Raw genomic sequence first — 12527 nt, forward strand, 5'->3', positions numbered from 1 at the left:
GAGCGCTTGACCATGGAGAGCCTGTCCCCTGCCACCGCCCGCCATCTTTGGGTCGGATTGATGACGGTCGCCAGCACCGTGACGACGCTGGCGCTGGCATGCGCCACGCCCTTTCCTGCGCTGGCCACCGTCGCCGCGCTTCATGTCCGGCGGCAGGAGGGCATCATCCTGATGCTTGCCGCATGGGTCGTGTCGCAGGGGGTGGGTTATTGCCTGCTTGGCTATGACATGACGGGCGAAAATGCCGTCTGGGCCGTGACCATGGCGTTGGCAGCGATCGCTGGGCTGTTGGGCGCGCATAGCGTGGCCGGCCGATTGACCGGCGGGCATCCTGCCCTGCGGCTGGCGGCCGCTTATGTCGCCGCCTTCCTCACGTTCAAGCTGGTCGTGTTGGCGGGCGCCGTGCTGCTGGGTTCTGGTTGGGCGGCTTTTGCCCCGGACATACTGGCGCGGCAGTTCGTCCGCTATGCGATGATACTGGCCGGACTGCTGGTGTTGCAGCATCTGGTCGACCGCAGCGGCCTTCTGCGCAGCGCGGCGCGTGGTCGGGTGGTCGTCTGATGCTGCGCGCGGTAGAGGATGGCCCGGCGGTGGTCGTGTGCAGCAGCTGTCGCCATTCGCCGGATGCGCGGGAGGATGCGGACGGCGTGCGCGGTGGCGTCCGGCTGGCGGAGGCGTTGCGCCGGGTCAAGGCTGGTTCGGATCGCTATGATGGAGTGTCGATACAGGATATGCCCTGCCTGTTCGCCTGTTCCGATCATTGCACCGTTCATTTGCGGGCGCCGGGGAAGATCGGCTATGTGCTGGGTCGCTTTACCCCGGATGAAGAAGCTGCCCGTGCGATACTGGACTATGCCGTCCACCATGCTGAAAGCGCGCATGGGCAGGTACGTTATGCCGACTGGCCGCAGGGCGTAAAGGGGCATTTTATCGTGCGAACACCGCCACCGGGCTTCGTCGCGACATGAGCTTTTTCCCTACCGTTGCGGCGTTCGATGCCGCCTTGGCTTCCTTGCCGGAAGCGGACGCAGCCTGTCGTGCCGCCGCAACAGCACGACAGGCGCAACTGACCAAGCCTGCCGGATCGCTTGGTCGATTGGAAGATATCGCCATCTTCATGGCCGGTTGGCAACGGCGCGCGCGCCCTCGGATCGATCGCGGTCGGGCGGTGATCTTTGCCGGCAATCATGGCGTGACGCGCCATGGGGTGAGTGCTTTCCCGCCAGAGGTGACGGCGCAGATGGTCGCCAATTTCGCGAGCGGTGGCGCGGCGATCAATGCGCTGGCCGGCGCGGCCGGGTTGGACCTGCAAGTGGTGCCGATCGCGCTCGACCGGCCGACCGCTGATTTCACGGTCGAACCGGCGATGAGCGAGGCGGAATGTCTGGCCGCGCTCAACATCGGCGCGGAGGCGGTCGATCCGGGGCTCGACCTGCTGCTGCTTGGGGAAATGGGGATCGGCAATACGACGGCGGCTGCGGCTTTGTGCCAGCGCAGTTTCGGTGGCGTGGCGGCGGATTGGGTAGGTGCCGGGACAGGTGTGGGAAGTCACGGCGTTGTGATGAAGCGACAGGTGGTCGAATTGGCCATGGCTTGTCATGCACAAGCGCCCGGAACACCGTTCGAGACATTGCGGCGAGTTGGCGGGCGAGAGATTGCCGCGATTGCGGGCGCCATGCTGGCTGCGCGACATCATCATGTGCCGATCGTTCTGGACGGCTTTATCTGCGCTTCGGCCTTGGCGCCAATGGCGGCGGCGGTCCCGGCGATCACCGATCATATATTGGCCGGACATCGTTCTGCCGAAGCGGCGCATGGGCGCCTGCTGGATGCTTTGCACTTGCGGCCGCTGCTCGACCTCGACATGCGATTGGGCGAGGGGAGTGGCGGCGCGGTGGCCGCGGCCGTCATCCGATCGGCACTCGCCGCGCACGACCGGATGGCGACCTTCGCCGATGCCGGCGTGTCGGAGGGCTGATGGCGGGCCGGCTGCTCCACCTGATGCGCCATGGTGCTCCGGCTGTTACCGGACGGTTGCTGGGGCATCAGGACTGGCCCGCGACGGATGCCGGCGCCGCGGCCTGCTTTGCGCGAGCGCAAGCTTTGACGATCGCAACGATAGTGTCCTCCGATCTTCTGCGCGCACGGCAGGGAGCGAGAGCTATCGCCATGCCGCGTGGCATCGTGCCACAGGTCGATCCGCGCTGGCGTGAACTGGACTTTGGTGCCTGGGATGGGGCCGATCCGGCGACGCTGGATGCCGGCGCACTGGCAGATTTCTACGCTGATCCCGATGCCTGTCCGCCGCCCGGTGGCGAACGCTGGTCTGCGCTGACCGTGCGAGTCGTTGAGGCGATCGCCCAATTGCCGGCTGATCCGACGCTGGTCGTGACCCATGGTGGCGCGATGCGGGCGGCGCTGGCGGCGCTTTGTGGCTTCGAGCAACGACAATTATGGGCCTTCGACCTGCCCTATGCCGCCTGCCTCACATTGCGGCTCTGGCCGGGGGATCGGCCATGGGCGCAGATTGTCGGGTTGGCGACATGAAGGGCTTCATCCTTGCACTGCAATTCCTGACCCGCCTGCCATTGCCGCGGGTGGCGGCGGACGAGGCAGATTTTGCCGCTGCGATCCGCTGGTTTCCAGCCGCCGGCCTGATCGTCGGCATCATTGTTGCCGCGGCGGGCTGGGCGGGGAGCCGGATCGATCCGTGGGTCGGCGCGCTGCTGGCGCTGATGGCTTGGGTGTGGGTGACCGGCGCGCTCCATCTTGATGGCCTGGCGGATCTGGCTGACGCGACCGCCGCCGCACATAAGGGCCGGGAACGCCTGCTGGCCGTGTTGGCCGATCCGCATGTCGGCGCGATGGGCGTGACGGCGGTGGTCCTGCAACTGATCGCCAAGCTGATATTGTTGCACGGCATTATAAAAGCCGGAGCTTTGGGCGTCTTGCCCATGATTGCCTTTGCCGCGCGGATTGGCCCGCTCTGGTGGAGCCGCTGTCTGCCGCCGCTGCATGATGGGCTGGGCGCGCGCTTCCGTTCCGCCGTCCGCCGGGCCGATCTGGCGTTATGGGCGGTACCGCTGCTTCTGGCGACATGGTGGGCGCCAGCCTTATTGTATGCCCTGCCCTTGATCGCCCTTTGGGGTTGGTGGGTATGGACGCGCATCGGCGGGATATCGGGCGACGGCCATGGAGCGGGCATCGAACTGGTAGAAAGTGGCCTGCTGTTCGCCACGTTGCTGCTGGTGCGGATGGCATGACGGGCTGGACCTATCATGGCGGCAGGCTGGATGCGGCGCGGCGGATCTACGGCGATGGGGGCGATCCATGGATCGACCTGTCGACCGGCATTAGCCCCTATAGTTGGCCGGTACACAGAGCGCCTGATTTCGACTGGCGTTCTTTGCCCGGCGATGCGCAAATGGAGGCGCTAGAGCAGAGTGCGGCGGCCTATTTCGGCGTCGATCCGGCCCATCTTTGCGCCCTGCCGGGCAGCGAAGCGGGGCTCAGGTTGCTCGGCGAGCTGTTGCAGGGGGATTTGCTCCACGGCAAGGACTGTTATCGGACGCATCGCGACATTCGCGCCGGAAGCCGCGCCTTTTCGCCGCAAACGGACGATCCGGCCGGCAAAATCCTGCTGCTTGCCAACCCCAACAATCCCGATGGCCGCTTGCTGGACCGGGAGGCGTTGGACATGTTGCTGCACCGGCAGACGGAAAGCGGCGGCTGGCTGGTGCTGGACGAGGCCTATGCCGATTGTCGGCCCGAATGCAGCATGGCACATCGCGTGGATGATGCGCAGCGCCTGATCCTCTTTCGCTCCTTTGGCAAATTTTTCGGCCTGGCAGGATTGCGCTTGGGCTTCGTCATCGGGCCGCGAGCTATCGTGACGCGCTTTCGCGCCCGGCTGGGTAGCTGGCCGTTATCTACGGCGGCGCTGGTGATCGGGGCGGCCGCCTATGCCGATCAGGATTGGATCGACGCCATCCGGGCGCAACTTGCCGCGCAGGCTGCGGCGACAGATGGCATATTGCATGCGCATGGTTTCGAACCGCACGGGGCTTGTCCCCTGTTCCGGATGATCGTGACGCAGGATGCGATGGCCTTGTTCGAGCGGCTGGCGCGTCAGGCGATCCTGACCCGTCCGTTCGATGAGGATCGCCGCTGGTTGCGGATTGGCTTGCCCCATGGGGTGGAAGGTCTTGCGCGCCTGGACAAGGCGCTGTGCGGTGGCTGAGCCGGTGGCGCTCCTGGCGATGGCGATCGAGGCAGTCATCGGCTGGCCCGATGCGCTGCATCGCCGGATCGGGCATCCGGTGGGTGCCTTCGCTGGCATCATCGCATGGTGGGAAAAGACATGGAACCGATCGGAAAGCGCCGAGGAGTGGCGCAGGCTTGCCGGCATCGTTTGCGTTCTGCTGCTGCTCATTCTGGCGGTTGGCGGCGGCATTTTGCTGGAGCAGGGATTGCGGCTGGTCGCGGGGCGGTGGGCCTGGATCGGCATCACCCTGCTGGCCGTGCCGGGCATGGCAGCGGGCAGCCTTTATCGTCATGTCCGGGCGGTCGCTGTGCCATTGCGCGATGGTCGGATGGGGGATGCGCGGGCGGCCGTGGGCATGATCGTGGGACGCGATACGGAAAGGCTGGATGGTTCGGGCGTCGCGCGGGCGGCGATCGAGAGCCTGGCCGAGAGTTTCTGCGACGGGGTGGTGGCGCCGCTTTTCTGGCTGATGCTGGGCGGATTGCCGGGCCTTTGGGCGTATAAGGCGATCAACACCGCCGACAGCCTGATCGGCCATCGGGAGCCGCGCTGGCGCGCCTTTGGCTGGGCGGCGGCGCGGCTGGACGACCTGCTCAACCTCATCCCCGCGCGCCTGTCGGGCCTGTTGTTGTGTCTGGCGGGACGGGGCGGATGGCATATCATGCTGCGCGATGCGCGGTGCCATGCCTCCCCCAATGCGGGCTGGCCGGAAGCCGCGATGGCCGGCGCCCTGCATCTCTCTCTGGCTGGCCCGATCGCTTATGACGGGGTGGCGCAGGACAAGCCGTGGATCGGGTCGGGGCGGCGCGACCTGAACGCCGGCGATGTCGATGCGGCGTTGCGCCTCTATTGCCGGGCTTGCCTGCTGTTGGGGGTGATCGCGGGATTATTGGCATGGAGGCCGTCATGACCCTGTTGTTCGTGTTGGGTGGCGCCCGGTCGGGCAAGAGCTGCTATGCGCTCAGCCGCGCCGAAGCGCTGCCGGGCGAGTTGCTGTTTGTGGCCACCGCACAGGCGCTGGACAGCGAGATGGACAGCCGAATCGCGAGACATCGCGAGGAGCGAGGCCCGCGCTGGCGCACGATCGAGGAGCCGGTCGATCTGGCGGCAGTGGTGCGAGCGGAGGCGCGAGCCGATCGCGTGCTGCTGATCGACTGTCTGACATTATGGGCATCCAACCTGATTCTGGCGGATCGGGATATCGATGTTGCGACCGAGGCGCTGGTGGCGGCGCTGAGCGAGGCGCCAGGGCCGGTTATCCTCGTCGCGAACGAGGTCGGGCTGGGCATCGTGCCCGATAATGCGCTGGCCCGCCGCTTTCGCGATGTGGCCGGCACAGTCAATCAGGCCGTAGCCACCTGCGTGGATGAAGCGGTGTTCATGGCTGCTGGCCTGCCGATGCGCCTGAAATAGGCGCTCGCCCTCTACTCTCCTCTTGCAACAACAGTAACGAATGTTACTATGAGTCGAGATAAGAGAGGAGCTTCAAGGCCATGCCAGCCTATCCCCAGACAATCCATTTCGTCGGGCTGAACACCCCCGTCGGCATCGAATGGTCCGCCCGCAATCTGGATGTCATCGGTGCTATCCCGGCCGAAATTGAAGGCGCCTTCTTCCGCGCCGTGCCCGATCCGGCGCATCCGCCGATGTTCGATGACGATATCGTCCTGTCGGGTGATGGCATGGTGGCGAAATTCGCCATCCATGATGGGAAGGTCGATTATGCGATCCGCTATGTCGAAACGGAGCGCTACGCGCTGGAGAAGGGTGCGCGGCGCGCGCTGTTCGGGCAGTATCGCAATCCCTTCACCGATGATCCTGCCGTGGCTGGGCGCGACCGCACCGTCGCCAATACGACGCCGGTCTGGCATGGCGGGCGGCTGTTCATGACCAAGGAGGATGGCCTTGGTTACGAGGTCGATCCCGACACGCTGGAAACGATCGGCCGCTGGGATTATCATGGCGCCTTCACGTCGCAGACCTTTACCGCGCATCCGCGGGTCGATCCGCAGACCGGCGAGATGTTCTTCTTTGGCTATGAAGCCGATGGGCTGTGCTCGACGAAGATCGCTTATGCCATCGCCGATCGCGACGGCAATCTGGTGTCGGAACAATGGTTCGATCAGCCCTATTGTTCGACTATCCACGATTTCGCGATCACTGAACATCATGCGATTTTTCCGATTTTCCCGACCACGGCCGATCTGGATCGGCTCAAGGCGGGTGGGGCGCATTGGGCGCATCGGCAGGATCTGGATAGTTGGGTCGGCATCATGCCGCGCTATGGCAAGGTGGAGGAGATGCGCTGGTTCAAGGGAAGGCCGGGCATTTCCGCTTTCCATCTGGTCAATGCCTTCGAGGAAGCTGGGCTCATTCATCTCGACCTTTGCCTGTCGGATACCAATGCCTTTGGTTTCATGCGCGAAGCCGGCGGCGTGCAGCGCGACCAGCGCGATATCCAGGGCGGCCTCACCCGCTGGACCTTCGATCTGGCCAAGGCGGGGGATAGTTATGAGGAGCGGGTCGTCGGCCCGCCCGGTGACATGCCGCGATTGCGCGACGTCGACCAGGGACGGCCCTATCGGTCGGCCTGGTATCTGTCGATGAACCCGCAGGGCGGGCCGCCGCTGCCGGGCGGGCCGGTCGGTTTTGCGTTCAACGCCCTGTTGCAGATCGAGCCGGGCAATGGGCGCATCGACATGATGGGACTGGAATTCGGCATGGCGATCAGTGAGCCGGTGCATGTGCCTTCGGTACGGGGCGATCACGACGGCTGGCTGTTGATGGTGGTGGACCGGCAAGCGGCCGAAGCCTTCCAGTCTGAATTATGGGTGGTGGATGCAGGTGCGATTGCCGCGGGTCCGATCGCGCGCGTGCCGATGCCGCTGCCGATGCGCGCGCAGGTGCATGGTGCGTGGGTATCGGCGGCGCAACTGGCGACGGCGAAAGCGCGTCAGCCTGCTTGACAAAATAGTAACGATCGTTATTGATATCCGATAGAGGGACGGACGATGTGCCGTACTCTCCAACAAGGACTGCGAAGCAGAACCGGCCATCGGCACGGGCGAGAGGATGACAGGACAAGGCAGGCGCAGCAGCGCCGCCCCCGACCGGAACCCGGCCAAGCGGGTCCGGTGTCACCCCTTCATGCCTGTGGCCGGTCAGACGAGGGAGGAAGACATCATGTCCAACGGGAAGTGCGCATTTCGGGGCCATGTGGCGATGCTGGCGCTGGCCAGTGCGATGACCGGCGCGATGACGGCCGCGCCGGCGATGGCGCAGGAGGCCAATGCGCCCGACGCGCAGGCGGCGGATCAGGCCAATAGCGCCGATATCATCGTGACAGCCCAGTTCCGCGCGCAAAATCTTCAGGATACGCCGATCGCGATTACCGCCGTGTCCGCCGATACGCTGGCGGCGCGCAGCCAGACCAGCGTGACCGATCTGGGCCAGTTTGCGCCTAACGTCGCGCTGGCGCCGGCGACGAGCATTCAGGGCAATGCCGTCGCCGCCTTCATTCGTGGCGTAGGTCAGTTGGACGCCAGCTTTGCGTTGGAGCCGGGCGTCGGCATCTATATCGATGACATCTATTACGGCACGACCTTCGGGGCGGTGATGGACCTGACCGACCTGGAGCGGGTCGAGGTTCTGCGCGGGCCGCAGGGCACGCTGGCCGGCAAGAATAGCGTGGGCGGCGCGGTGAAGCTGTTCAGCAAGAAGCCGGACTCGACGCCGGGCGGCTTTGTCGAAGCGACCTATGGCCGGTTCGATCGGCTGGAACTGCGCGGCAGCGCGAACATTCCGTTGACCGACGATCTGTTCCTGCGCGTGTCGGGCGTGTCGAAAAATGTCGACGGCTATATGAAGCTGCTCGATTATGGATGCGTCAATCCGGCGTCCGGCATTCCGGCCAGCAGCGGCAACAAGAATTGCCGGACCGGTACCGAAGGTGGAATCGACGTGATGGGGCTGCGGGCCGCGTTGCGCTATGCGCCGGCCGGATCGCCGCTGGAAATCAACATCGTTGCCGACGTGTCCAAGGATGATAGCGAGGTTGTCGCGACCAAATTGCTCTATGCCGACAACCCGTTGGTACGCAGCTATGTCGCGAGTGACGCGACGGCGGGCATCCCGTTCGACAGCCGCTTCCTGACGGGTTCTAAGAGCTACACATCCTATGCGACCTATGGCACGGGCGGCAATTACACGACCGTATTCGGCATCCCGACCCAGATCGCGCCGGGCGGCTTCACCGCCAGCCCGACCAGTACCGTCAAGGCCTGGGGCCTGTCGGGTACGATCGATTATGACCTGTCCGACGCGCTGAAGCTGAAGTCGATAACCGGTTATCGCAGCGCGGACGGCACCAGTGCGATCGATGTCGATGGATCGCCGCTGGCCATATTGTTGCAGCAATTCACCTACGGCCACGAGCAGTTTACCCAGGAACTGCGGCTTAGCGCCAATTTCAATGACAAGGTCGATCTGACCGTCGGCGGTTTCTATTACAAGGCGACCGACACGATCGAAGGGCGCAGCCAGATTCCGACCCTGCTGTTCGACTTCCTGTCGGACGACGTCATCAAGAACCGCAGCATATCGGCCTTCGCCCATGGCGAATTCCATGTGACCGATGCGTTCAACATCATCGGCGGCTTGCGCTACACCGACGACAGGAAGACCTATCGCTATTCGCGCCGCAATATCGACGGGACATTGCCGAGCGGCGCCTTCTTCACTCCCAATTTCCTGCTGGTCGGGCTGGACGGGTTGACCGGCACGTTCAGCGGCAACCGGCTCGATTACCGCATCGGGGTCAATTATCGCTGGTCCGACGAACTGATGACCTATGCCCAGCTATCGACCGGCTTCAAGGGTGGCGGCATCAATCCGCGCCCGTCCGCGCCCGATCAGGTGCAAAGCTTTGGCCCGGAAAAGCTGACCACCTATGAAGCCGGCTTCAAAGCGGATTTGCTGGGGCGGATGCTGCGCCTGAACGGTGCGGTCTTCCTCAACAAATATGACGACATGCAACTGGTCCGTTACCAGTGTCCCGAAAGCGTCGTTCTGTCCTGCTCGGTGCCGTCCAACGCCGGTGACGCGGAGGTGCTCGGGTGGGAATTGGAGGCGCAGGTTCGCCCGGCGGACGGCCTGTCGTTCGATGCCTCGGTCGGCTATCTCGACTTCGACTATAAGAGGATCACCAATCCTGCGACACTGGTAACAAAGGACATGATCGCGCCCTTCATCAGCAAGTGGCAGCTGTCGGCCGGCGTGCAATATGAAGCGGACCTTGGCGGCAACGGCACGCTGACGCCGCGGATCGACTGGTCCTGGCGCTCCAACTTCTATTATAATTCGGTCAATAATCCCTATAATCTGATCGACGCGCCCAGCCTGGTGAATGCGCGGCTGACCTATCAGGCACCCGACAAGGACTGGTCGCTCAGCGCCGGCGTGACCAACGTCTTCGACAAATTTTACTATAATGGCGTCGCGGAAAATGTCGGCACCTTTGGCGTCGTGACCGGCACCGTCGGTCGCCCGCGCGAATGGACGATCACAGCCAAGAAGAGCTTCTGATTTCCTGTAGGAAAGGGGAGGAAGGCTCGTCCGCCATGTGCGGGCGAGCCTTTTTCATTACGCCGCCTGCGCTTCGCCTGCTTCGGCGCGGGCAAGGCTTTCGACCAGCCGGTTGAACAGGGTCACACCACGATCATGGACCGTGGGCATGATGCGCGGTTATGCCGTCCGGTCGATCACCCGCTGCTGGGCCTCGATCATGACCTTGTCTTCGGCAAAGGCGCGATCGGCGAGGCCCATCAGCATGGCGCGCATGGCCTCGTCGCCATGGGCGCGATGGGGACCCCAGGAAAAGAAATAGCGCGCGGTGCGGTCCCCGGTCGGGGTGACCGCCTGGCTGGTGAAGGTAACGGGACCGGGCAGGAGGCTCGATTGACCCGTTGCAATAATAATAACGTTCGTTATGATACAATGGTTAGTCGAGCCAGCCTTCTGTCCAACAAGGGCGCGGCGGTGATACTTAGAAGAGGATAGACCATGACTCCCGACGCCGTTCACATCGCCCACCCCGACAAGCTGTTTATTGGCGGCGACTGGATCACATCGACAGGCGACGGCGCGATCGAGATCGTGTCGCCCAACAGCGAAGAGGTCATCGCGCGCGTCGCCGACGGTACCGAGGCGGACATGGACCGCGCCGTCGCAGCAGCACGCAAGGCGTTCGATGAAGGCCCCTGGCCGACCATGGCGCCAGCAGAACGTGGCGAGATTGTGCGACGCATGGGGGCGGAGCTGGAAAAGCGCGCGCCTGAGCTGGCAGCGGCCTGGACCGCGCAGGTCGGTGGGCTGGCGAGCTTCGCACCGGTCATGACCGGCGGCGCGACTGCGACCCTGATGGCGATCGCCGGCTATGCGCAAACCTATCCGTTCGTGGAGCGGCGCCCTTCACATATGGTGGACACGGCGATCGTGGTGCAGGAGCCTGCCGGTGTCGTCGCGGCGATCGCACCCTGGAATGCTCCCTATGGCATCATGTCCGCAAAGGTCGCCTATGCGCTTGTCGCGGGCTGCACCGTCATCATGAAACCGTCGCCCGAAACGCCGTTGGAAGCCTATATCATGGCGGAAGCTGCTGAAGCGGCGGGCGTGCCAGCGGGCGTCGTCAATCTGGTCGCGGCCGGCCGCGATGCGTCTGACCATCTGGTCCGCAATCCGGGCGTGGACAAGGTGACCTTCACCGGATCGACGTTGGCGGGCAAGCGGATCGGCGAGGTTTGCGCTGGCAGAGTGGCGCGCTGCACGCTGGAACTGGGCGGCAAGTCGGCGGCGATCGTGCGCGACGATTTTCCGATCGAGGTTGCGGCCGCGATCCTGGGTAACACCATCACCATCATGAGCGGGCAGGTCTGTGCCATGTTGAGTCGCGCAATCGTACCGCGTCATCGGCATGACGAACTGGCCGACGCGATTGCCAAGGTCATGCAAGGCATCCGCATCGGCCATAGCGATGCCGCCGACACCCAGCTTGGCCCCGTAGCCATGAAGCGCCAGCTTGATCGGGTGGAGGATTATATCGCGCTGGGCCGCGAAAGTGCCGATCTCGTCACAGGGGGCAATCGGCCCGCGCATCTGAACAAGGGCTATTTCATCGAGCCGACCCTGTTCGCCAATGTCGATAACAGCAGCCGCATCGCGCAGGAGGAGATTTTCGGGCCTGTCCTCTGCCTCATCCCGGCGGAGGATGAGGAGGATGCGATTCGCATCGCCAATGACAGCGCCTTTGGCCTCAACGGATCGGTGCTGACCGATGATGCCGATGCCGCCTATCGCATCGGCCGGCGGATTCGGGCCGGTGGCTTTGGCCAGAACGGCATGAAGCTGGAATTCGGTCTGCCCTTTGGCGGTTTCAAGCAATCGGGCATCGGCCGCGAGGGCGGGATCGAGGGGCTGCATCCCTATCTGGAAACCAAGACGATCCTGCTCGATGCGGCGCCTGCGGGTTTCTGACCATGATTGCCCTCGATGCGCAGGGGCGCGGGACCGGTGCGGCCTTCACCGCCGCCCGGATCATCTTCGGTGGATGGTTCCTCTTTTCCGGGGTGGAATATTTCACCCCTTTCGATCTTCAGCCTTTGGGCAACACGCCGCTGGCGCAGGAATTCACGCTCGCGTTGATCCATTCCGGCCTGTTCGCCTGGATCAAGGTCATGGAGGTGGTCGCCGCCATATTGATCTTGGCGAACAGGGCGGTGCTGCCGGCTGCGCTGGCCTGCGTGCCCCTCAATATCGTGATCGGCTACTGGAATTTCGTATTGGACCCCGGCCTGGTCGAATATGCGTTCGGCATTGTGACGCTGCTGCTCAATGCGATCCTGCTGTGGCCCTGGCGGCAAGAGCTGCTTGGACTGCTGCAATGGTAGTTGTGTCGAACCTCCCCTCTCACAGGATGAGAGGGGGCGTTCGGATGGGTATGAAATAAAAATGCAAAAACCTTATTGACCGAATCATTGGGTGGACCTAGAGGGCTTTTCACCGGACGGGGCGCTGCCATCAGGGAGCGCTCGGAACGGTCGCCACCATAGTCGGACGACAGTCCTCCGAAACGTAAGGATCGGGGCGGCACGGTTGTCTGTTCTTATGTTTGGCAGGTTCTTTGACATTGTCGGTTAGATGAAGGGACATGTGGGCGGCGGCTCCGGTCTGTGGCGGCTTTCGGGCGTCATGTGATCGGTTAAATTAG

Annotated in this window: 13 protein-coding genes; 12 read left to right on the plus strand and 1 reads right to left on the minus strand. The window is 63.8% G+C overall.

The features are described 5' to 3' along the window. Positions 1-12: 12 nt before the first annotated feature. From AC07UX_RS20120 to AC07UX_RS20165, 10 genes are all read left to right on the plus strand, one after another. On the plus strand, positions 13-561 hold the full coding sequence (locus AC07UX_RS20120; RefSeq protein ID WP_495193755.1) for a hypothetical protein: 549 nt from the start codon (positions 13-15) through the stop codon (positions 559-561). Beyond that, the gene (locus tag AC07UX_RS20125) at positions 561-968 is read left to right on the plus strand and encodes a DUF1636 domain-containing protein (protein WP_495193756.1); all 408 of its coding nucleotides are present in this window, start codon (positions 561-563) and stop codon (positions 966-968) included. The genes AC07UX_RS20120 and AC07UX_RS20125 overlap by 1 nt, the downstream gene beginning before the upstream one ends. After that, positions 965-1978 (plus strand): nicotinate-nucleotide--dimethylbenzimidazole phosphoribosyltransferase, encoded by a 1014-nt coding sequence (gene cobT, locus AC07UX_RS20130; protein ID WP_495193757.1) that lies wholly within the window; start codon positions 965-967, stop codon positions 1976-1978. Before AC07UX_RS20125 ends, cobT begins: the two co-directional genes overlap by 4 nt. Beyond that, positions 1978-2547, plus strand: a complete 570-nt coding sequence (locus AC07UX_RS20135) for a histidine phosphatase family protein (RefSeq protein ID WP_495193758.1) — start codon at positions 1978-1980, stop codon at positions 2545-2547. The genes cobT and AC07UX_RS20135 overlap by 1 nt, the downstream gene beginning before the upstream one ends. Continuing rightward, entirely contained in the window at positions 2544-3263 is a 720-nt protein-coding gene (gene cobS, locus AC07UX_RS20140; protein ID WP_495193759.1) for an adenosylcobinamide-GDP ribazoletransferase, read from the plus strand. Before AC07UX_RS20135 ends, cobS begins: the two co-directional genes overlap by 4 nt. Continuing rightward, complete coding sequence (locus AC07UX_RS20145) at positions 3260-4240, plus strand: threonine-phosphate decarboxylase (protein WP_495193760.1); 981 nt, start codon at positions 3260-3262, stop codon at positions 4238-4240. Before cobS ends, AC07UX_RS20145 begins: the two co-directional genes overlap by 4 nt. Next, on the plus strand, positions 4233-5174 hold the full coding sequence (gene cbiB / locus AC07UX_RS20150) for an adenosylcobinamide-phosphate synthase CbiB (protein WP_495193761.1): 942 nt from the start codon (positions 4233-4235) through the stop codon (positions 5172-5174). Before AC07UX_RS20145 ends, cbiB begins: the two co-directional genes overlap by 8 nt. Further along, positions 5171-5677 carry a bifunctional adenosylcobinamide kinase/adenosylcobinamide-phosphate guanylyltransferase gene (gene cobU, locus AC07UX_RS20155; RefSeq protein ID WP_495193762.1) on the plus strand — a complete coding sequence of 169 codons (507 nt, stop codon included), beginning with the start codon at positions 5171-5173 and terminating at the stop codon, positions 5675-5677. The genes cbiB and cobU overlap by 4 nt, the downstream gene beginning before the upstream one ends. Before the next feature lie 80 nt (positions 5678-5757). Beyond that, positions 5758-7230 (plus strand): lignostilbene-alpha,beta-dioxygenase NOV2, encoded by a 1473-nt coding sequence (nov2, locus tag AC07UX_RS20160; RefSeq protein ID WP_495193763.1) that lies wholly within the window; start codon positions 5758-5760, stop codon positions 7228-7230. 217 nt (positions 7231-7447) lie between these two features. Continuing rightward, the gene (locus AC07UX_RS20165) at positions 7448-9847 is read left to right on the plus strand and encodes a TonB-dependent receptor (protein ID WP_495193764.1); all 2400 of its coding nucleotides are present in this window, start codon (positions 7448-7450) and stop codon (positions 9845-9847) included. 159 nt (positions 9848-10006) lie between these two features. Here the strand turns inward: AC07UX_RS20165 and AC07UX_RS20170 are convergent, their stop codons facing one another. Further along, positions 10007-10354 (minus strand): SRPBCC family protein, encoded by a 348-nt coding sequence (locus tag AC07UX_RS20170; RefSeq protein ID WP_495193765.1) that lies wholly within the window; start codon positions 10352-10354, stop codon positions 10007-10009. On the opposite strand from AC07UX_RS20170, the gene AC07UX_RS20175 reads away from it, so the two are divergent. Both AC07UX_RS20175 and AC07UX_RS20180 read left to right on the plus strand, forming a co-directional pair. Further along, the gene (locus AC07UX_RS20175; RefSeq protein ID WP_495193766.1) at positions 10325-11794 is read left to right on the plus strand and encodes an aldehyde dehydrogenase; all 1470 of its coding nucleotides are present in this window, start codon (positions 10325-10327) and stop codon (positions 11792-11794) included. The two genes, AC07UX_RS20170 and AC07UX_RS20175, sit on opposite strands and share 30 nt — an antisense overlap. A 2-nt stretch (positions 11795-11796) precedes the next feature. Further along, positions 11797-12207, plus strand: coding sequence for a hypothetical protein (locus tag AC07UX_RS20180; protein WP_495193767.1), 411 nt, complete (start codon positions 11797-11799; stop codon positions 12205-12207). Positions 12208-12527: the final 320 nt, after the last annotated feature.

The organism is Sphingobium sp. GW821-FHT02B05 (assembly GCF_059421905.1).

What these genes read in the sequence shown, in the direction of transcription:
- AC07UX_RS20120 (WP_495193755.1), top strand. Translation starts at nt 13, where the DNA reads ATGGAGAGCCTGTCCCCTGCCACCGCCCGCCATCTTTGGGTCGGATTG.
- AC07UX_RS20125 (WP_495193756.1), top strand. Translation starts at nt 561, where the DNA reads ATGCTGCGCGCGGTAGAGGATGGCCCGGCGGTGGTCGTGTGCAGCAGC.
- cobT (WP_495193757.1), top strand. Translation starts at nt 965, where the DNA reads ATGAGCTTTTTCCCTACCGTTGCGGCGTTCGATGCCGCCTTGGCTTCC.
- AC07UX_RS20135 (WP_495193758.1), top strand. Translation starts at nt 1,978, where the DNA reads ATGGCGGGCCGGCTGCTCCACCTGATGCGCCATGGTGCTCCGGCTGTT.
- cobS (WP_495193759.1), top strand. Translation starts at nt 2,544, where the DNA reads ATGAAGGGCTTCATCCTTGCACTGCAATTCCTGACCCGCCTGCCATTG.
- AC07UX_RS20145 (WP_495193760.1), top strand. Translation starts at nt 3,260, where the DNA reads ATGACGGGCTGGACCTATCATGGCGGCAGGCTGGATGCGGCGCGGCGG.
- cobU (WP_495193762.1), top strand. Translation starts at nt 5,171, where the DNA reads ATGACCCTGTTGTTCGTGTTGGGTGGCGCCCGGTCGGGCAAGAGCTGC.
- nov2 (WP_495193763.1), top strand. Translation starts at nt 5,758, where the DNA reads ATGCCAGCCTATCCCCAGACAATCCATTTCGTCGGGCTGAACACCCCC.
- AC07UX_RS20165 (WP_495193764.1), top strand. Translation starts at nt 7,448, where the DNA reads ATGTCCAACGGGAAGTGCGCATTTCGGGGCCATGTGGCGATGCTGGCG.
- AC07UX_RS20175 (WP_495193766.1), top strand. Translation starts at nt 10,325, where the DNA reads ATGACTCCCGACGCCGTTCACATCGCCCACCCCGACAAGCTGTTTATT.
- AC07UX_RS20180 (WP_495193767.1), top strand. Translation starts at nt 11,797, where the DNA reads ATGATTGCCCTCGATGCGCAGGGGCGCGGGACCGGTGCGGCCTTCACC.